Annotated in this window: 15 protein-coding genes; 11 read left to right on the forward strand and 4 right to left on the reverse strand. The window is 70.4% G+C overall.

Translation table 11 applies throughout. The annotated features are described in order from the left end of the window. The first annotated feature begins 12 nt into the window (after nucleotides 1–12). Nucleotides 13–480, forward strand: a complete 468-nt coding sequence (locus AC07O8_RS02000) for a hypothetical protein (protein WP_495046447.1) — start codon at nucleotides 13–15, stop codon at nucleotides 478–480. On the opposite strand, the gene AC07O8_RS02005 is transcribed toward AC07O8_RS02000, so the two are convergent. Further along, nucleotides 428–4,015, reverse strand: a complete 3,588-nt coding sequence (locus tag AC07O8_RS02005; RefSeq protein ID WP_495046448.1) for an L-glutamate gamma-semialdehyde dehydrogenase — start codon at nucleotides 4,013–4,015, stop codon at nucleotides 428–430. The genes AC07O8_RS02000 and AC07O8_RS02005 overlap by 53 nt on opposite strands. Nucleotides 4,016–4,129: 114 nt before the next feature. Between AC07O8_RS02005 and AC07O8_RS02010 the strand changes: the two genes are divergently transcribed. Continuing rightward, the gene (locus AC07O8_RS02010) at nucleotides 4,130–4,600 is read left to right on the forward strand and encodes an Lrp/AsnC ligand binding domain-containing protein (protein ID WP_088387328.1); all 471 of its coding nucleotides are present in this window, start codon (nucleotides 4,130–4,132) and stop codon (nucleotides 4,598–4,600) included. A 169-nt stretch (nucleotides 4,601–4,769) separates the two neighbouring features. Further along, nucleotides 4,770–5,153 carry a hypothetical protein gene (locus tag AC07O8_RS02015; RefSeq protein ID WP_495046449.1) on the forward strand — a complete coding sequence of 128 codons (384 nt, stop codon included), beginning with the start codon at nucleotides 4,770–4,772 and terminating at the stop codon, nucleotides 5,151–5,153. Between the two features lie 48 nt (nucleotides 5,154–5,201). Here AC07O8_RS02015 and AC07O8_RS02020 read toward each other — a convergent pair whose 3' ends face one another. Together AC07O8_RS02020 and AC07O8_RS02025 are read right to left on the reverse strand one after the other, a co-directional pair. After that, nucleotides 5,202–7,544: a sensor domain-containing protein gene (locus tag AC07O8_RS02020; RefSeq protein ID WP_495046450.1), complete on the reverse strand. Its 2,343-nt coding sequence runs from the start codon at nucleotides 7,542–7,544 to the stop codon at nucleotides 5,202–5,204. 133 nt (nucleotides 7,545–7,677) lie between these two features. Then, on the reverse strand, nucleotides 7,678–9,738 hold the full coding sequence (locus AC07O8_RS02025; protein WP_495046451.1) for an FAD-dependent oxidoreductase: 2,061 nt from the start codon (nucleotides 9,736–9,738) through the stop codon (nucleotides 7,678–7,680). Between the two features lie 171 nt (nucleotides 9,739–9,909). Between AC07O8_RS02025 and AC07O8_RS02030 the strand changes: the two genes are divergently transcribed. The 4 genes from AC07O8_RS02030 (at nucleotide 9,910) to AC07O8_RS02045 (ending at nucleotide 14,421) form a co-directional block, all read left to right on the forward strand. Beyond that, nucleotides 9,910–11,199, forward strand: a complete 1,290-nt coding sequence (locus AC07O8_RS02030; protein WP_495046452.1) for a DUF4397 domain-containing protein — start codon at nucleotides 9,910–9,912, stop codon at nucleotides 11,197–11,199. Nucleotides 11,200–11,403: 204 nt separating this feature from the next. Next, entirely contained in the window at nucleotides 11,404–12,156 is a 753-nt protein-coding gene (locus AC07O8_RS02035; RefSeq protein WP_495046453.1) for a hypothetical protein, read from the forward strand. Between the two features lie 94 nt (nucleotides 12,157–12,250). Further along, nucleotides 12,251–12,739 (forward strand): GFA family protein, encoded by a 489-nt coding sequence (locus AC07O8_RS02040; protein WP_495046454.1) that lies wholly within the window; start codon nucleotides 12,251–12,253, stop codon nucleotides 12,737–12,739. 107 nt (nucleotides 12,740–12,846) lie between these two features. Next, nucleotides 12,847–14,421 (forward strand): thioredoxin family protein, encoded by a 1,575-nt coding sequence (locus AC07O8_RS02045; protein ID WP_495046455.1) that lies wholly within the window; start codon nucleotides 12,847–12,849, stop codon nucleotides 14,419–14,421. Nucleotides 14,422–14,544: 123 nt separating this feature from the next. Here AC07O8_RS02045 and gstA read toward each other — a convergent pair whose 3' ends face one another. Further along, nucleotides 14,545–15,159 (reverse strand): glutathione transferase GstA, encoded by a 615-nt coding sequence (gene gstA / locus AC07O8_RS02050; protein ID WP_495046456.1) that lies wholly within the window; start codon nucleotides 15,157–15,159, stop codon nucleotides 14,545–14,547. Nucleotides 15,160–15,233: 74 nt separating this feature from the next. Between gstA and AC07O8_RS02055 the strand changes: the two genes are divergently transcribed. The 4 genes from AC07O8_RS02055 (at nucleotide 15,234) to AC07O8_RS02070 (ending at nucleotide 19,308) form a co-directional block, all read left to right on the forward strand. Beyond that, nucleotides 15,234–15,713 (forward strand): MaoC family dehydratase, encoded by a 480-nt coding sequence (locus AC07O8_RS02055; RefSeq protein WP_495046457.1) that lies wholly within the window; start codon nucleotides 15,234–15,236, stop codon nucleotides 15,711–15,713. Between the two features lie 129 nt (nucleotides 15,714–15,842). After that, on the forward strand, nucleotides 15,843–17,327 hold the full coding sequence (locus AC07O8_RS02060) for an alpha/beta hydrolase (RefSeq protein WP_495046458.1): 1,485 nt from the start codon (nucleotides 15,843–15,845) through the stop codon (nucleotides 17,325–17,327). Beyond that, the gene (locus tag AC07O8_RS02065; RefSeq protein ID WP_495046459.1) at nucleotides 17,324–18,133 is read left to right on the forward strand and encodes an ABC transporter ATP-binding protein; all 810 of its coding nucleotides are present in this window, start codon (nucleotides 17,324–17,326) and stop codon (nucleotides 18,131–18,133) included. Before AC07O8_RS02060 ends, AC07O8_RS02065 begins: the two co-directional genes overlap by 4 nt. Further along, a complete protein-coding gene (locus tag AC07O8_RS02070) occupies nucleotides 18,130–19,308 on the forward strand; it encodes an ABC transporter permease (protein WP_495046460.1) in 1,179 nt (392 codons plus the stop codon). Before AC07O8_RS02065 ends, AC07O8_RS02070 begins: the two co-directional genes overlap by 4 nt. Nucleotides 19,309–19,322 lie beyond the last annotated feature (14 nt).

The following is a 19,322-nucleotide window of genomic DNA, read 5'->3' on the forward strand; positions in this document are numbered from 1 at the left end:
GTCGCGTCGCCGATGGGAACACTGGACGCCCGTTCCAACGAGGCGCCCCCGGGCGAAGCCGTCATGTTCCTCGCCGCCGTCCTGAGATCCCTGCCCATTCCCTGGCCATGGCTGGCCACCCCCGCGCATGAGGCTGCGCCATCGCGGACCGTGCCCGCGCTGGCCGCGCTCACGCGCGTGCTGCAACCTTCGGCGGCGCCACGGGAACTCCGGCTGGTCGCGGGTCAGTCGCTGATGCTGAAGCTCGCTCGAGGCACCGTGATGCACCTGCAGGCCGGCGTCGTCGATGTCGAGGACGCACCCGCGCTGTGGGCGGACCAATGCTGGCCGCAGCCGCGTCGCTTCAGGCGCGGCGAGGTGTGGATCGTGCCGCGCACCGGCTGGTGGCGGTTGGAAGGCCGGGTCTCGCGCGACCCGGCCTGCCGGATCAGTGCACGCCCGCCAGCAGCGCGGCGTTCCCGCCTGCCGCGGCCGTATTGATCGTCAGCGTCTGCTCCGCGACCAGTCGGTAGAGCTGGCGCGCATCGGCCAGTTCGACCATCGGCACGACCGGCAGGATCGCGCCATCCCGGCCCGCCAGCTCGCGCTGGACCGGCACCTGCAGCGCCGCCGGCGCGATCACGCCTGCCAGTCGTGTCGCGCGCAACACCGCGCCGAGCTGGTCGGCCGGCAGCAGCTGCATCGTCGCGGCCGTCACGCCCCCCCGCATCAGCGCCGTGCGCAGTTCCACCGCCACATCGCCGCCGCCGACGACGGCGACGGCATTGCCCGCCACCAGCGCCGCGCCCAGCGCGCGCGCCAGTTCCTCGGGCGACGCGCCCTGCGCCAGCACCGCGATCACGCCGCGGCCGTGCAGGCGCAGCTCGTTGCTCTCCCCGGTCGGTCCGGGCAACTTCAGGTCGACCAGCGCGCGACGCGCGCCGGCGGCCAGCGTGCGCCAGGCGCCGGCGACCACCGGGGCCTGGCCGGCCGCGGAGCGCTCCAGCGCCGTGGCGCGCTCATCGACCGGACGTTCCGCCCAGGCCTCGTGCGCGCTGAACAGCGGCGACAGGTCGGCTCCCGCGCCGGTGGTCGACAGCGCCGGCGTTTCGGCGGCGGCCTCCACCTTCGGCTGAGCGACGAAACGCAGCAGGTAGTGCGGGCCGCCGGCCTTCGGGCCGGTGCCGGACATGCCTTCGCCGCCGAAGGGCTGCACGCCGACGACCGCGCCGATGATGTTGCGGTTCACGTAGACGTTGCCGATGCGCGCCTCCGATGCGAGCCGCAATGCGCGGCTGTCGATGCGGGTCTGGATGCCCAGCGTCAGGCCGTAACCCAGCGCGTTGATCTCGCGCACGACGCCGTCGACGTCACCGTTCCAGCGCACCACGTGCAGCACCGGGCCGAAGATTTCCTTCTTCAACGAGGCGATCGTCGGGAGCTCGACCGCCACCGGCGCCAGCAGGCGCGGGCAGCCGTCGGCCGGCACGGCCTCGGCGATCAGCGTCGCCTCGCGCTTGAGGCGCTGGACGTCCTTGGACACACCCTCGAAGGCCTCGTCGTCGATCAGCGGGCCGACGTCGGTCGCGAGGTCCGCCGTATCGCCGACACGCAGTTCCTTCACCGCGCCGCGCAGCATCTCGATGACGCCGTCGGCGACCGCCTCATGCACCGCCAGCAGGCGCAGCGCCGAGCAGCGCTGACCCGCGCTGCGGAAGGCCGATTGCACGACCGCGTCGATGACCTGCTCCGGCAGCGCCGTCGAGTCCACGATCATCGCGTTCAGGCCGCCGGTCTCGGCGATCAGCGGCAGCGCGGCGGCGCCGGGCTTCGCCGCCAGCTGGCGGTTGATGATCTGGGCGACCTGCGTCGAGCCGGTGAAGCACACGCCCGCCGTCTGCGGCGCGGCGACCAGGCGCGCGCCGACGGTCTCGCCGCGGCCGTGCACCAGTTGCACCGCGTCGACGGGAACGCCGGCCGCATGGAGCAGCGCGACGCACTCGCGGGCGACGGCCGGCGTCTGCTCGGCCGGCTTCGCGGCCACCGCGTTGCCGGCGGCCAGCGCCGCGACCACCTGACCGGCGAAGATCGCCAGCGGGAAGTTCCACGGCGAGATGCAGACGAACACGCCGCGCCCGTTCAACGCGACACCGTCGCCGGCCAGGCGCTCGGCCTCGTCGGCGTAATAGCGCATGAAGTCGATGGCCTCGCGCACTTCGCTGATCGCGTCGCCCAGGCTCTTGTAGGCCTCCTTGACCAGCAGCGCGCAGTACTGCGGCAGCTGGGCCTGCAGCGCGTCGGCGGCGCGGCGCAGCACGGCGGCGCGCTCGGCCACCGGGGTCGCATTCCAGCCGGCGAAGCCGCCTTGCAGGCGCGTCATCACGGCGTCGACCTCCTCCGGCGATGCCTCCACCATCACCGGCACCGTGCATGCCGCGAGCGCGTCCAGCAACACCTGGCGCTGCGCCGGCACCGCGAGGTCCAGGCCCGACGAGTTGTCGCGGCCGCGGCCCTGGGCGTCGCGGTACAGGTCGACCGGCAACGGCAGGGACGCGTCCTCGCGGATCTCGGTCATCGGCGACGCCAGCAACTCTTCCGGCGCGACGGTCGGGTCGGCGAGCTGGTGGACGAAGGACGAGTTGGCGCCGTTCTCCAGCAGGCGGCGGACCAGGTAGGCGAGCAGATCGCGGTGTTCGCCGACGGGCGCATACACGCGGCAAGGGATCGACCCGTCCTTCAGCACTTCGCGATAGACGCCCTCGCCCATGCCGTGCAGGCGCTGCATCTCGAACTTGGCGCCCAGCGAGCGCGCCATCTGCAGGATGGCGGCGACCGTGCCAGCGTTGTGGGTCGCGAACTGCGGATAGATGACGTCGTGGTGCCGCAGCAGCGCCTGCGCGCAGGCCAGGTAGGAGATGTCGGTGTGCGGCTTGTGCGTGTAGACCGGATAGAACGGCAGGCCCTGCTCCTGCGCGCGCTTGATCTCGCCGTCCCAGTAGGCGCCCTTCACAAGGCGCACCATGAATTTCAGCCCGTGCTTGCGGGCGATCGCGGCGACCGCCTCGACGACATCGCGGGCCCGCGTCTGGTAGGCCTGCACCGCGAGGCCGAAGCCGCGCCATTGCGGGAAGTGCGTCGCGATGCGCGCCGCCAGCGTGTCGAGCAACTCCAGCGAGAGCTCGAGCCGGTCGACTTCCTCGGCATCGATCGTCAGGTTGATGTTGGCCTGCGCGGCCTTCTCGACCAATTGCCACACGCGCGGCAGCAGCTCGGCGTAGACGCGCTCGCGCTGCAGGACCTCGTAGCGCGAGAACAGCGCCGACAGCTTGATCGAGATGCCGTCGCTGCCCTCGGGCGACTCGGCCTTGCGGCCGGCGGCGATGGCGGCGATCGCGTTCAGGTAGGACGCCTGGTAGCGTTCCGCGTCACGTTCGGTGCGGGCGCCCTCGCCCAGCATGTCGTAGGAGAAGCGCAACTGCGCCTGCACCTTGCGCGCAGCGTCCGCTTCCTTCATCGCCTCCTGGATGTTGCGGCCGAGCACGAACTGGCGGCCCAGCAGCTGGATCGCGCGCACCGTCGCGGCGACCACGGTCTGCGCGCCCAGGCGCTTCATCAGGCCGGCATCGGCCTCGGCATCCGGCAGGAACTTCTTGGACAGCGAGATCGCGCTGGCCGCCAGGCCGGCCAGCATCTTGTGCGGGCCGTCCGAGGCGCCGTCGAAGTCGGCGCGGCCGAGCTGGTCGGCAGTCAGCGCGATCGCGGTCTCGGCGTCGGGCACGCGCAGCAGGGCTTCCGCCAGGCGCATCAGCGCCAGGCCTTCCGCGCTGGTGATCGGGTACTCGCGCAACAGCGATTCCATCGCCCAGAACGGCGCCGGGTTGCCGCGCACCTGCTGCACCCAGGGCCTCGCCTGGTCGACCACCGCCTGCCAGTTCAGCGCCTGCATCTCGGCGGCCAGGGCGCGCACCAGGGGCAGTTCCTCGCGGTACGGGTCCGGCAGGCGGGAGGTCTCCGGCGGGAGGGAAAAGGCGGTCATAGAATCCTCGGATGTTCGTGCGAGGGGCGCTCCCCTAGCGAATAGCGGGAGTTTAGAAACTTACGCTCCGAATTACTCTCCAATGTTTCCGGTGTCCGCCGGATGGAATCCAGCATGAGCAGCCTCGAGGACCTGGACAAGATCGATCGGCGCATCCTGGGCCTGCTGCAGCAGGACGGGCGCATCAGCAACCTCAAGTTGGCCGAGGAGGTGCAGATGTCCGCGACGGCGGTGCTGGAGCGCGTGCGGCGCCTGACCCGCGACGGCTTCATCCTCGGCTACGAGGCCCGGCTCAACCCGGCCAAGCTGGGTGCGCAGATGCTGGTGTTCATCGAGATCCTGCTGGACCGCACGGTGCACGACGTCATGGACAACTTCCGCGCCGCGGTGCAGGCCCGACCGGAGATCCTGGAGTGCCACCTGGTGGCGGGCGGCTTCGACTATCTGCTCAAGACCCGGGTGTCCGACATGGCCGCCTACCGCGAGTTCATCGGCGCGGTGATCTGGACGCTGCCCGGCGTGCGCGAGACGCGGACCTATGCGGTCATGGAAGAGGTGAAGAACACGACCGCGCTGCCGCTGTGATCCGGAGGGCGTTGTCCCGACGCTGGTGATTCCCACACACCGCCGCCGCTGGCAAGCGAATTCAAGGGGGAGATGTCCTCCCCCGTCGGCCCCTCCATCTGCGGGCTGACGGTCGGGCTGCGACAGGATCACCATGGAGTGCCTCTCCCGTGATCCCGAGGTTTCCGAGATGAAGTACCGGTCCTCCCAGTCCCCGTCCCCGCTCCCGCGCGCCGCGTCCCGGCCGTTCGCCGGAGGCGGACCCGACGGCGAGCTGCCCAGCCACTACGGCGACAGCCGGTTCAGCCATGGCGACAGCCGCTATTCCGACAGCGGCAGCAGCTTCGGCGATTCCGACTTCGGCGCCGAAACGCCCCCGCGACGATCGCTCGCCGGTCCGGTGGAGAGCTGGCACGACTCCAGCTTCATCCTGCGTCGCGGCCTGGAGGTGCGCGAGGTCAGCGCCAAGGAGTGGCGCGTGTGGGCGGAGGCGCCCGCGGCGCCCTCGGCGCCCTCGGCGCTCCCGGCGCCGGCCACACCGCGGCGGCGGATGAATGGCGATGGCGACGCGTGATCGGGCCTGGGCCCGCCGTCCGCAGGACGATCAGCCCGATCAGGCCGATCAGGCCAGCTGCAGACGCTTGGGCGCGCGGCGCAGCGGCTCCGGCGGCGGCGTCACGACGAAGTCCTCCGGCGGCATGGGCCGGCCGTAGTACCAGCCCTGGGCCCAGTCGCAGCCCTCGCGGCGCAACCACTCGGCCTGCTCGATCGTCTCGACGCCCTCGGCCAGCACATCGAGGTTGAGGCTGCGCGCCAGCACGATGACCGTGCGGGCGATCGCGGCGACGTTGGCATCGCTGCTGAGTTCGTTGACGAAGCTGCGGTCGATCTTCAGCGTGCTGACCGGCATCCGCTTCAGGTAGGCCAGCGACGAGTAACCGGTGCCGAAATCGTCGATCGCGATGCGCACGCCCCGGTTGGAGATCCGCGTCAGCAGGCTGATGGCCTGCTCGGCGTCCTCGAGCAGCAGGCTCTCGGTGACCTCCAGCTCGAGCGCGCTCGGCGGGCAACCGGTTTCGCCAAGGACGAAATCCAGCGTCTCGATGAAGTCCGGCTGGCGCAGCTGCCGCGCCGACACGTTGACCGCGACCTGCTGCGGCTTGCCTTCCTGGCCCTGCCAGCGCACCACCTGCGCGCAGGCCTGCTCCAGCACCCAGCGGCCGATCGGGATGATCAGGCCGGTCTCTTCGGCCAGGGGGATGAAGTCCGCCGGCGAGATGGGGCCGCGCGTGGGATGGCGCCAACGCAGCAGCGCCTCCGCGCCGATCAGCGCGCCGTCGCTCAGGCGCACCTGCGGCTGGTATTCCAGACGAAACTGCGCGGCCTCGTTGGCCTGGCGCAGTGCGTGCGTCAGCTCGAAACGCTGCTGCACCGCCTGCGTCAGTTCCGGCCGATAGGCCTGGACCGAGCCGCGGGCATGCAGCTTCGCGCGCACCATGGCGACCTCGGCGTTGCGCAGCAGCTCGTCGACGTGCGTGCCGTCGGCCGGGAACAGCGCCAGGCCGATGCTGGCGCCGACATTGAAGCGGTGGTGGTCGATGACGATCGGCTCGTCCATCGCCTGGATCAGCCGGTCGCCGAGCCGCATCGCGGTCTCTTCGTCGACCAGGCCGGACAGCACGACGACGAATTCATCGGCGCCGACGCGCGCCACCGAGTCGCTCAGGCGCGTGACGTTGGCGAAACGCGCCGCCGCCGTCAGCAACACCTGGTCGCCTGCGGCATGGCCGGCGATGTCGTTGACGTCGCGGAAGCCGTCCAGGTCGATGTACAGCACGGCCACGCAGGTGTGTTCGCGCTGGGCGTTGCCGACCTGGCGCGCGATGCGGTCGCGCAGCAGCGCCGCATTGGGCAGGCCGGTCAGGCTGTCATGCAGCGACTGGTGCAGCAGCTCGGCTTCGGTCTGCTTGATGCGGGAGATGTCGGTCAGCACGCTGAGGTACTGCACCTGTTCCGGATCGCCCGAGGGCGCCGGCACCTTCACGAAGGTCGCCCACATCGGGATGGAGTCGCCATTCTTGTGGCGCTCGGTGACCTCGCCGCTCCACTTGCCGCGGGTCTCGATGTCGGCCCACAACGCGCGGAGCTTCTCGGGATCCTGCTCGGCATCGCGCAGCAGCAGCGGGCGCTTGCCCAGCAGCGTCTGCCGGTCGTGGCCGACCATCGCGACCAGGGCGGGATTGACGTCGACGATGCGCAACTCGTGGTCGATGACCATGATGCCTTCGCCGCAGTGCTCATACACGGTCGCGGCACGACGCGCCGCGTCGGTGGCCTGCTGCAGCTGGGTCACGTCGCGCGCGATCGCCACCTGGCCGAGGTACTGGTCCTCGTCGAACACGCGGGCGCTGGAGACGTCCAGGCAGCGCGCCCCGCTGCCGGCGTCGGAGGTGTCGTCGCGCCAGGTCAGGAGACGGCCGTCGGACTGCGTGTCGACCCAGCCCGGGGGGTTCGGCAGGTCGGCGTCGCGGCGGCCGATCAGCTCCTGCTCGGTGAGGCCGACGGCGCGCTCGAAGGCCGGATTGCAGCCTTCGTAGGCGCCGTTGGCGTCCTTGAAATACATCGGATCGGGGATCGCGTTCAGCAAGGCGCTGAGGCGGGCGCGCTCATGGCGGACGCGCTTGAGTTCCTCCCGGCGCCGGTGCAGACGGCCGCGCTGCTGGACGAACAGGCTGACCATCACGCCCAGCGTCAGTCCCCCGATCACGCAGCCGGCGCCCAGCCAGAACACGGTGGAGCCCGAATCGATCCACGCCGGCAGCTCCGCCACCATCGCCCGCGCCGCGGACGGCACCGCCGCGGGGACGGACGCGGACGCACCCGCCCACGCCGGCGTGCTCAGGCACGCAGGCAGCAGTGCGGACGCGGCAAGGCACCCCCAACGACGATTCAGGCGAAGACGCATGGCTCACCCAAGGATCTTTTTATGAATGGAGGGGCAACAGCTGGCCCCATGTCGGCGCCGTCCACGTGTGGTGGACGTTCCCTCATGCACGACCGCCGGAGTATCGACGCCGGTAAGAAAACGTAGCTAGGGGTTACAGCGAGGCCGCCACTTGCGTTCCCTGCAAGATTGCACGCTTTGCATCCAATTCTTTGGCCTCGGCCGAACCGCCGATCAGTTGCACCGACCGGCCCGCCGCGCGCAGCGGCGCTTCGAGTTCGCGCAGCGGTTCCTGCCCCGCGCACAGCACGATGGTGTCGCAGTCGATGCGCTCGGGATCGGTGCGATCCTCGCCCTGACTGATCCACAGGCCGTGCTCGTCAATGCGCTCGTACTGCACGCCGCCGACCATCCGTACACCGTGCGTTTTCAGGGCGGCGCGATGGATCCATCCGGTGGTCTTTCCCAGACCCGCGCCGAGCTTGCCGGCGCGTCGCTGCAACAGCGTGACCTCGCGCGTGGCGGGCTCGGGCTGTGGGCGCGCCAGACCGCCGCGCGTCTGCTCGGGATCGCCGACACCCCAGTGCCTGCGCCACGCCGGCGCATCGAGCGCCAGCGAGTGGCCCTGCTCCAGCAGGAACTCGGCCACGTCGAAGCCGATGCCGCCCGCGCCCACGACCGCGACGCGCCGTCCGACCGGCTTCTCACCGCGCAGGACTTCGAGGTAGGTCAAGACCTGACCCCGGGCGATGCCGTCGTCCTGGCCGGGGATGCGCGGATCACGCGGTGTCACGCCGGTGGCGAGCAGCACCTCGTCGTAGTCCATCAGGTCCTCGGCCGTCACGCGACGTCCCAGTTGCGGCGTGACCCCGAGCAGTTCCAGCCGCCGCTTGAAGTAGCGCAGCGTCTCGTGGAACTCCTCCTTGCCCGGGATCCGCTTGGCGAGGTTGAACTGGCCGCCGATCTCGTGGGCCGCATCGATCAGCGTGACGTGGTGGCCGCGCTCCGCGAGCGTCGTCGCCGCAGCCAGGCCGGCCGGTCCCGCGCCGACGACGGCGACCCGCTTGCGCGGCTGGCCCGCGGCGACGGGCACGATGCGCAGCAGGGTCTCATGACCCGCGCGCGGGTTGACGAGGCACGACGCGACCTCCTGTTTGAACACGTGATCCAGGCAGGCCTGGTTGCAGGCGATGCAGGTGTTGATCTCGTCGGCGCGGCCTTCCGAGGCCTTGCGCACGAAGGCGGGATCGGCCAGCAGCGGTCGCGCCATCGACACCATGTCCGCCGAGCCGTCGGCCAGCACCGATTCGGCGACCTCGGGCGTGTTGATGCGGTTGCTGGTGATCAGCGGGGTGGCAATGCCCTCGGCGCGCAGCTGATCGCGCAGCTTCTTCGTGACCCAGGCGAAGCCGGCGCGCGGCACGCTGGTGGCGATGGTGGGGATGCGGGCCTCGTGCCAGCCGATACCGGTGTTGATGATCGTCGCGCCGGCCCGGGCCACGGCGCGGGCCAGCTGCAGCACCTCGTCCCAGTTCCCGCCTTCGGGCACCAAGTCCAGCATCGACAGGCGGTAGATGATGATGAAGTCGGGACCGACGGCCTCGCGCATGCGGGTGAGGATCTCGACCGGCAGCCGCATGCGGCCTTCGAAGTCGCCGCCCCAGGCGTCGGTGCGCCGGTTCGTGGCGGCGACCAGGAACTGGTTGATGAAGTAGCCCTCGGAGCCCATGACCTCGACGCCGTCGTAGCCGGCCTCGCGCGCCAGCGCGGCGCAGCGGACGAAGGCGCGGATCTGGCGTTCGATGCCGCGCTCGCTCAACGCATGCGGCGTGAACGGCGAGATCGGGGACTTCAGCGCCGACGGCGCCACGTTGAACGGGTGGTAGCCGTAGCGGCCGGTGTGCAGGATCTGCAGCGCGATCTTGCCGCCCTCGCCATGGACGGCGCGCGTGATGGCCTGATGCCGGCGCGCGGCGCCGCCGGTCATGAGCGTGCCGGCGAAGGGCTTGGTCCAGCCGGCGATGTTGGGCGCGTAGCCGCCGGTGACGATCAGGCCGACCTGGCCGCGGGCGCGTTCGGCGAAGTATTCGGCCAGCCGGTCGATGTGCTTGCGCGAGTCCTCGAGTCCGGTGTGCATGCTGCCCATCAGCACGCGGTTCTTGAGGGTCGTGAAGCCCAGGTCCAGGGGCGACAGCAGCTGCGGGTAGGCGTTCATCGCGCGGATGCTAGCGCCGGACCTCGCGCGCGTTTAGAGAGGTGGTACCAGGGGGCGCCAGCAACTCTGTGTCGGCGTTGATATCGAAGTTCACAAAGCTGGCAAGCGGCCACAAGCCCCAGCAACACGGCCCGCGTTCAATCGCCGCATTCTCAACCGGAGTGTCGGACGATGCGATTCAAGACCTGGGCCTGGGGCCTGAGCGTGGCCACCGCCGCCCTGCTGGCCGCCTGCGGCGGCGGCAGCGACAGCAGCTCGGCGCAGATGCGCCTCCTCAACGCCAGCATCGGCTACGCCGCGCTGGACATGGCCGTGGACAGCACGACGGTGAACGCCGGCGTGACCTATGCCGGCGTGGGCAGCTATGCCGACGTGAAGACGGACGCGACCGGCACCGAGGTGCAGAGCAACAACGTCGGCAGCACGCTGTCGTCGTCGACGCCGTCGCTGGCCTCCGGCAGCCACTACACGATGATCGCGTACGGCGCGGCCGGGTCAGTGCGCACGACCCTGCTCCAGGAAGACCAGGAAGTGCCCGCCACCGGCAAGTCCAAGCTGCTGGTGCTGAACCTGGCGCCGGACGCCGGCGCGATGGACGTGTACGTCACCGGCGCCGACGAGTCCCTCGACACCGCGTCGACCGTGGCGAGCAGCATCGCGACCGGCTCGGGCAGCGGCTACATCACGCTCAACAGCGGCACCTTCCGGGTCCGCATGACCGCCGCCGGCGCCAAGACCGACCTGCGGCTGGACATCCCCAGCATCACGCTGCCGTCGGCCGGCGTCTCGACGCTGATCCTCACGGGCAGCACCGGCGGCGTGCTGGTCAACGGCATCCAGCTGCTGCAGCAGGGCGCGACCGCCAACTTCCCCAACACGACCGTCCGGACGCGTCTGGTGGCCGCGGTGGGCGGCAGCGCCCTGGTGTCGGGTTCCATCGGCCAGACCTCGCTGATGCCGACCTCGGTGGCGCCCACGATCGGCGACTACACGACGGTCACCGCCGGCGCGGCCGACCTGTCGATCTACGTCAACGGCGCCCTGATGTCCTTCGCGAAGCCGACGCTGACCGCGGGCAGCGACTACACGCTGATGGTGTGGGGCACGGCGGCCGATCCCAAGCTCGCGGTCCTGACCGACGACAACCGCCTGCCGACCAGCCCGACGACCACGGCCAAGATCCGCCTGGTCAACGGCGTGGCCAGCGCCACCACCGGCCTGACGCTGAACGTGGACTACAGCGCCCTGGCCTCGAACGTCGCGGCGGGCACGTCCTCGTCGCCGCAGACGACCTCGGCCTCGACCTCCGCGCTGCTGACGGTGACCTCGCCGTCCTCGACGACGCCGGTCTACAGCCTCAGCGAACTGGGCATCCAGGCGGGTTACGTCTACACCGTGTTCGTGATGGGCGACAGCAACGCGATGGTCGGTTCGCTGCGTCGCGAGCGCTCGTCCAACTGACCCCGGGCGCGCCTCGGCGCGCCACCCGGCCGGGAACAGGTCCCGGCCCCGGACCACTCAGCGCGCATCCCGGCGCGGCGGCCCTGTCGGCCGCGGTCCGGTGCAACCTCCTCCCTGTTGGCCACGTCCTCTCACGAGGCGTGGCCTTTTTTTCGTCCGTCGCTGCTGACGTCCTTCGTCCGGCGCCTGCGGCAACATCGCGGGATGTCGACGACGCCACCCCGCCCGACCGTGATCCAGGTCCGCCGCCTGCGCCAGCTCTGGCGCTCGGCCGGCTGGCCGTGCCAGGACATGCTGGAGGTGGAGCTGCTGGCGATCGGCTGGCTTGAACGCCGGGTCGATCCCCATGGCCGGGAAACCTTGCGGCTGACCTCGCCCGGGATCGACGCGCTGCACCACGGGCTCCAGAAGAACCGCACGGCCCGCGACCGCCACGAGGACCTGGTCGCCCGCATGGCCGTCGAACTGCAACGCGCGGGGCGCGTCGTCTGGCGCGGGCTGTCGCTGCGCGCGGGCCTGCCGCGTGAGGACGAACCGGAGCGGATGCGATGGGTGAACGCGATGCCGGATGTCTATTCGGTGCGCAACACCACCGTCGAGGACTACCTCGAACCCGCCGTGCACGAGATCAAGGTCAGCCGGTCCGACCTGTTGTCGGAACTCCGACGCCCCGCGAAGTCCCAGGCCTATCTCGCGCTGGGCGGGCAATGCTGGTACGTGCTGCGCGCCGGCATTGCCGAGGTCGAGGAGATTCCCCCGGCCTTCGGCGTGCTGTTCGCGCATGCGCTGACGGGCGGCGACGGCTTCCGCTTCGAACTCGGCAGGCCCGCGCCGCGCCGCGCGATGAAACCGGACTTCGCGACCTGGATGGCGCTGGCCAAGGCGAGGCCGGAGCCCGCGCCGCTCGACGAGGGTCAGGACTTGCTGGGCGAGGTTGGAGGTTCGGGCGACGGGTGACCTCCGTCGTCCCCGGTTCGTGCGGCGCCACGCCGACGCATCAGCCGTTTCCGGACGGCTATCCTGCGCGCCTCGCTTCACGGAGGGGATGCCCATGACCGACACGACGGAGACCTTCGAAGGCGGCTGCGACTGCCGCCAGGTCCGCTACCGGATGACCAGCCGACCGCTGATCGTCCATTGCTGCCACTGCCGCTGGTGCCAGCGCGCGAGTGGCGCGGCCTTCGCGCTCAACGCGATGATCGAGGCCGATCGGGTCGAGCTGCTGGCCGGCGAGCCGGTCCCGTTCATGAATCCGAGCGAAAGCGGCAAGGGCCAGAAGATCTGGCGTTGCGCCAGCTGCGCGATCGCCGTCTGGAGCAACTATGCCGGCGGCGGCGACGCGGTGCGCTTCGTGCGCGTGGGCACGCTCGACGAGCCGGACCGCCTGCCGCCCGACATCCACATCTTCACCGCGTCCAAGCAGCCGTGGGTCCAGCTGCCGCCCGACGCCGTGGCCATGCCCGAGTACTACGACGTCCGCCAGCACTGGTCGCCGGCCAGCCTGGAGCGCGGCGCCCTCCTGCGCGCCAAGAAAGCTTAGAAGGGTCCCTCATATCGGGTTGGCCGGCGCGGCGCCACAATGCCGGCTTTCCTCGACATCGGCCGGCTCACGAGGCCGCGCTCACCGCCATGACTTTCCACACCTCGATGGCCCGTCGTCTCCGCTCGGCCGCCCGGCTGACCGCCCTGGCCGCGGCGCTGTCCACGATCGGCGCGCTGCCGGCCCTGATGTCCGCGGCGACCGCCGCCAGCGCCTCGGCCTCGGTGTCGTGGCAGGAGGCTTCCGGCGACGCGGACATCGAGCGCGCCTTCACCCAGGCGCGCGGCGAGAAGAAGCCGGTGCTGCTGTACTGGGGCGCCAAGTGGTGCCCGCCGTGCAACCAGCTCAAGGCGACGCTGTTCAACCGCGCCGACTTCATCGAGCAGTCGCGCGCCTTCGTCGCGGTCCACATCGACGGCGACAACCCCGGCGCGCAGCGCCTGGGCGCGCGCTTCAAGGTGCGCGGCTACCCGACCATGATCCTGTTCAGCAACGACGGCCAGGAGCTGACCCGCCTGCCCGGCGAGGTCGACGCGCCGCAGGTGCTGCGCGTGCTGCAGCTGGGTCTCGCCGGCGGACGCCCGGTGAAGACCGTGCTGGCCGACGCGCAGGCCGGCAAGAAGATCTCCGCCAACGAGTGGAAGCTGCTGGGCTTCTACTCCTGGGAGACCGATGAACAGCAGCTGGTGCCCGCTGCGCAGCGTCCGGCGCTGCTGGCGAAACTGGCTGCCACGAGCCAGGGGGTCGATGACGAGACCACGACCCGCCTGTGGTTGAAGGCGCTGGCCGCCACCGAAGGCGGCGGCTCGCTGAAGGCGGACGCCGCGCTGCGCGTCCGCGTCGACCAGGTGCTGGCCGACCCGGCCGCCGCCCGGGCGCAGATGGACGTGCTGAGCAACAACGGCGACGACATCGTCCGCGCGCTCGCGCCCGCGGCCGGCCCCGACCGGCAGGCGCTGATCGCGAAGTTCGATGGGGCGCTGAAGCGCTTCGAGGCCGACGCCTCGTTGTCGCGCGCCGACCGGCTGCAGTCGCTGCTGGCACGCGTCGAACTGGCGCGCCTGGACCAGAAGAAGGACGAGCTCGCGCCCAAGCTGCCCGCGCCCTTGCTGGCCGAGGTCAAGGCACACGCCGCCAAGGTCGACAAGGAGGTCACCGACGGCTACGAGCGTCAGGCGGTGATCACGTCGGCGGCCTACCTGCTCGGACGCGCCGGATTGTGGAGCGACAGCGATGCGCTGTTGAAGGCCAGCATCGCCAAGAGCCACAGCCCGTACTACCTGATGAGCTCGCTCGGCAGCAACGCCCGCAAGCAGGGCAAGAAGGACGAGGCGCTGCGTTGGTACGAGGAGGCCTTCAACAAGAGCGAAGGTCCGGCCACACGGCTGCAATGGGGGTCGAACTACCTGAGCGCGCTGGTCGAGCTGTCGCCTCAGGATTCGGCCCGTATCGAGAAGGCCGCGGCGCAACTGCTGGCCGAAGCCGAGAAGGACAAGGGGGCCTTCTACGAACGCAGCGCGCGCTCGCTGCAGAAGGTCGGCAGCCAGCTGGTCGCATGGAACGCGAATGGGCAGCATGACGCCGCCCTCGGCCGTCTGCGCACCCAGCTGGATGGCGTCTGCGCCAAGCAGGATGCGGGCGACAAGGGCGCCTGCGAATCGCTGCTGAAGAAGAAGGGCTGAGGTCGGGAGACCTTGCGGGAAGGCCTAGGGACTGCCGCGGCCGCTGGCCCTCACCCCTGCCCTCTCCCACAAGCGGGAGAGGGAGCAGGAAAGGCGTCGGCGCTACGTCGTCTGGCCTGCTGATCAGGCCTGCTTCAGCAGGCCTTCGGCCTTCATCGCTTCCTGGACTGCCGGCCGCGCCGCGATGCGGCCGCGGTAGGCGACCAGGGCCGGATAGGCGGACAGGTCGACGCCGACGTGCTGGCCCCAGTTCGACACGGTGAACAGGTAGGCGTCGGCCACCGAGAACTGGTCGCCCATGAGGAACTGCTTGCCGGCGAGCTGCTCATCGACCCACTTGAAGCGTTCGTGCAGCTTGGTCCGGAAGACGCCCTTGGCGTCATCGGAGATGGCCGGATTGAACAGCGGGCTGAAGGTCTTGTGCAGCTCGGTGGTGATGAAGTTGAGCCACTCCTGCAGACGGTAACGCTCCATCGTGCCGTTGGCCGGCGCGAGCTGCTTGCCCGGCGCCTGGTCGGCGATGTACTGGATGATCGCCGGGCCTTCGCTCAGGCGCTGGCCGTCGTCGAGCTCCAGCAGCGGCACGTAGCCCTTCGGGTTGATGCCGTAGTAATCCGTACCGTCCTGCAGCTTGTGGGTCTTGGTGCTGGCCAGGACCGGCTCGAAGGCCAGGCCGGCCTCGCGCAGGACGATGTGCGGCGACAGCGAGCAGGCGCCAGGGCTGTAGTAGAGCTTCATGGGGGGTCTCCTTTGGGGCCATCGATCGTACTCGTACAGTCGACCGGTCGACATCCCGTCCAAGGGCCCCCGCCATGAGCACTGCATCCCCCGCCAAGACCCATGCGTTCGAGGACTTCAGCGTCGGCCAGGTGCGCGAGTTCGGCTCGCGCCTGGTCGACCGTCAGGAAGGGCTCGCCTTCGCGGCCGCCTACGATCCGCAGCCGCTGCACCTGGACGAGGCCGCCGCGGAGGCCTCGGTGCTGGGCGGGCTGTCGATCAGCGGCTGGCAGACCTGCGCGCTCGTCATGCGCATGATGTGCGACGCCTACCTGCTGGACTCCACCAGCCAGGGCTCGCCCGGCATCGACAACCTGCGCTGGCTCAAGCCGGTGCGCCCCGGCGACACGCTGCGTGTGCGCATGACCGTGTTGGAGACCAAGGCCAGCCGCAGCCGGCCGACCATCGGCCTGGTGCGATCGGGCTGGGAAGTCTTCAACCAGAGGGACGAACAGGTCATGAGCATGGAGGGGTGGGGGATGTTCGGACGCAGGGAAAGCAGATCGGAAAGCTGACCGAAGGCACGCTGCCTCGCGCCTCACGCTCGCCATAATCGCCGGGCACCATGGAGGAGCGAGTTGATGACAATGCGTCCCCGGGCAAGTCCTGCCCCCCGAGCCCGGCCGTTTCACGTCCTGGCCCTGATGACGACGGCCGTCCTGGCGGCCTTCAGCGGCGGCGAGGCGCGGGCCGAAGCGCCCGCCAAGGCCCTGCAGCCCTGTCGCGTCGAAGGGGTGCCCACGGAGGTCCTGTGCGGCAGTCTCAAGCGCCCGCTCGATCCGGCGCGGCCTGACGGAGTCCGCATCGACGTCCACTACGTCGTTGTGCCCGCACTGGCGCGCAACAAGCTGCCGGACCCGGTGCTGCTGCTCGCCGGCGGCCCTGGCCAGAGCGCCATCGCGTTGACGGCCTCGGTCCTGCCGCGGCTGTCCCGATTGAACTACCGGCGCGATCTCGTGTTCGTCGACCAGCGGGGCACCGGACGCTCCGCGCCGCTGGCCTGCCCGGACAACAGCGGCCGCAGCCTGGACGAATTGCTCAAGCCCGGCGCCAAGGTCCGCCTGCTGGAGCAATGCCGCGACGCGCTGAAGCAGCTGCCTCACGGCGATCTGCGCTTCTTCACCACGACGATCGCCATGCAGGACATGGACGCCGTGCGCGCGGCCTTGGGGGCCGAGCGCTGGAACCTGGTCGGCGCCTCCTATGGCACGCGCGCCGCGCTCGAATACCAGCGGCAGTTCCCCGATCGCGTGCGCCGCAGCGTGATCGACGGCGTCGCGCCACCGGACATGGTGTTGCCGGTCAGCTTCTCGCAGGACTCGCAACGCGCGCTGGACGCCGTGTTCACCGCCTGTGCCGCCGACGCGGCCTGCACCGCGCGTTTCCCCGGGCTTCGCTCCGAGTGGCAGGCGCTCCTCAAGAGCCTGCCGCGCAAGGTGTCGTTCACCCATCCGCTGACCGGACAGCCGGAAGAGGCCACGCTGACCCGCGAGGGGCTGCTCGGCCTGGTCCGGCCGCCGCTGTATGCGCCCGGCGTCGCGGCCGCGCTGCCCGCGGCGCTGCACGAGGCTTCCCTGGGGCGCTTCGACGCGATGGCCGGCCTGGCGGGCCAGCTGGGCGGCGGCTCGCGGTCGATGCGGATCTTCGAGGGCATGCACTTCTCCGTCGTCTGTGCCGAGGACGCCCCGCGCATCGCGGCATCGACCGAGACGCCCGCGCCCGACTTCGGCACCCTGGACCGCGACCTCTACGCCCGCGTCTGCAGCGCCTGGCCACGCGGCGACGTGCCGCCGGCCTTCTATGCGATCCCCCCGGCGAAGTCGCCGGTGCTGCTCACCAGCGGCGGCGACGATCCCGCCACGCCGCAACGGCACGGGCAGCGCGTCAAGGTGGCGCTGGGCGACCAGGCGCGTCACGTCGTCGTGGACGCGGCGGGTCATGGCGTCGCGCTGACGCTGCCCTGCATGCGTGACGTGCTGTTCCGCTTCATCGACGCACCGCGCGATGCCGACGCCCTCGAGGTGGATGCGAGCTGCGCCAAGGGCGTCCCTCGCCCGCCCGTCTTCCTGCCCCCCACGCCGGCTGCCATCGCGGCCGCCGCCTCAGCCGCCCGGGAGTCCGACCGATGATCCGACTGCATGCGCTTCGCAAGACCTTCGAGACGCGCGGTGGCGGCTCGCTGACCTCGTTGTTCGGAAAGAAGGGCAAGGCCCGCACGGTCGTCGCCGTCGAGCAACTGAACCTCGACGCGCCCAACGGCCGCATCATCGGGCTGCTCGGCCCGAACGGCGCGGGCAAGACCACCTCGCTGCGGATGCTCGCGGGCCTGTTCCCGCCCGACCAGGGCAGCATCGAGGTCGACGGCCTCGACGTGCTGAAACAGCCGCGCGCGGCGCTGGCCCGGATGGGCATCCTCGGCGACGCGCACGGCCTGTACCCGCGGCTCACGGCGCGCGAGAACATCGTCTACTTCGCGCGCCTGCAGGACATGCCGATGGATCAGGCGCAGGCACGCGCCGAATCGCTGGCCGAACTGCTGGACCTGCGCGCCATCCTCGATCGCCGCGCCGAGGGCTTCAGCCAAGGTGAACGGATGAAGACCGCGCTGGCCCGCGCGCTGGTCCACGACCCGGCCAACATCGTGCTGGACGAACCCACCAACGGCCTGGACGTCGTCGCCACGCGCGCGCTGCGCGAGGTGCTGCGCCATCTGCGCTCGCCCGAAGGCGGCGGCAAGTGCATCGTCTTTTCGAGCCACATCATGCAAGAGGTGGAGCAGCTCTGCGACCAGGTCGTCGTGATGTCCCACGGGCGTTCGGTCGCGACGGGCACGGTCGACGGGCTGCTCGCGCAGACCGGTCGACAGCGCTTCGAGGACGCCTTCGTCGACCTCGCCTTCCCTGAAGCCGCGCCCACGCACATGGAGTCCGCATGAACGGTCCGTTCTTCAAAGCCTTCCGCACGGTCTTCGCCAAGGAGATCCTCGACGCGCTGCGCGATCGCCGCACCTTGCTGCGCCTGCTCATCCCGTCAGTGCTGATGGGGCCGCTGATGCTGACCTTGATGTCAGGCCTGGCGGCGTCGCTGCAGGAGCGCGCGGAGCAGCGCGAGGTGATCGTCGCGGGCATCGAGCACGCGCCGACGCTGCGCAACTACATCGAGCGCCAGACCTACACGATCAAGTCGGCGCCCGTCGATTACGAGGCGCGCTTGCGCGACTCGAAGCTGACCGATCCGGTGCTGGTCGTTCCGGCGGACTTCGAGACACTGCTTGCGGGGGGCGAACCGGCAACGGTGGAGATCGTCAGCGACAGCGTCAACCAGCGCGCCGAAGCCGGCGTGGGAGCGCTCAGCCGGCTGCTCCAGGGCTTCAGCAGCGAACGCGCGACGCTGACCCTGGCGATGCGCGGCATCGGCGCGCAGCAGCTGCGTCCGATCGTCGTCCAGGAACGCGACCTCGCCAGCATGCAGGCACGTTCGACGCGGCTCACGCAGATGCTGCCGATGTTCATCATGATGGCGGTGCTCTACGGCGCGCTGACCGCGGCGCTCGACAGCACCGCCGGCGAGCGCGAGCGCGGCTCGCTCGAGCCGCTGCTGGTCAACCCGGCGCCGCATTCGGCCATCGTCGCGGGCAAGTGGGCCGCCGTGCTGATGGCCGGCCTGATGGTCGCGGTGCTGTCCAACCTCAGTTTCCTTCCGGGCCAATGGCTGATGCGCAGCGACGCGCTCGCGGCGATGTTCCAGTTCGGATGGGGCGAGGCGATGCGCTTCCTGCTGCTGCAGATTCCACTCGGCGCAGGGCTGTCCGCGGTGCTGATGGCGCTGGCGATCCGCACCAAGACCTTCAAGGAGGCGCAGGCCAGCACGACGCTGGTCATCACCGCCATCGCCTTGACGCCGATGGTGGCGATCGTCAATCCGGGGGGCGAGGCGTCCTGGCACCTCTGGGTGCCGGGGCTGGGTCAGAACCAGCTCATGATGCAGGTGCTCAAGGGGGAACCGCTGACCTTCGCGAAGGTGATGCCGACGGTGATCGTCGGCGCGGCACTCACGATCGCCGGGCTGACGCTGGTGGCCCGCTCCATGCGCGCGGCAGTGGCGCGATGAGCGGGCGGCGCCGG

It is taken from the genome of Roseateles sp. GW821-FHT09G09 (assembly GCF_059415965.1).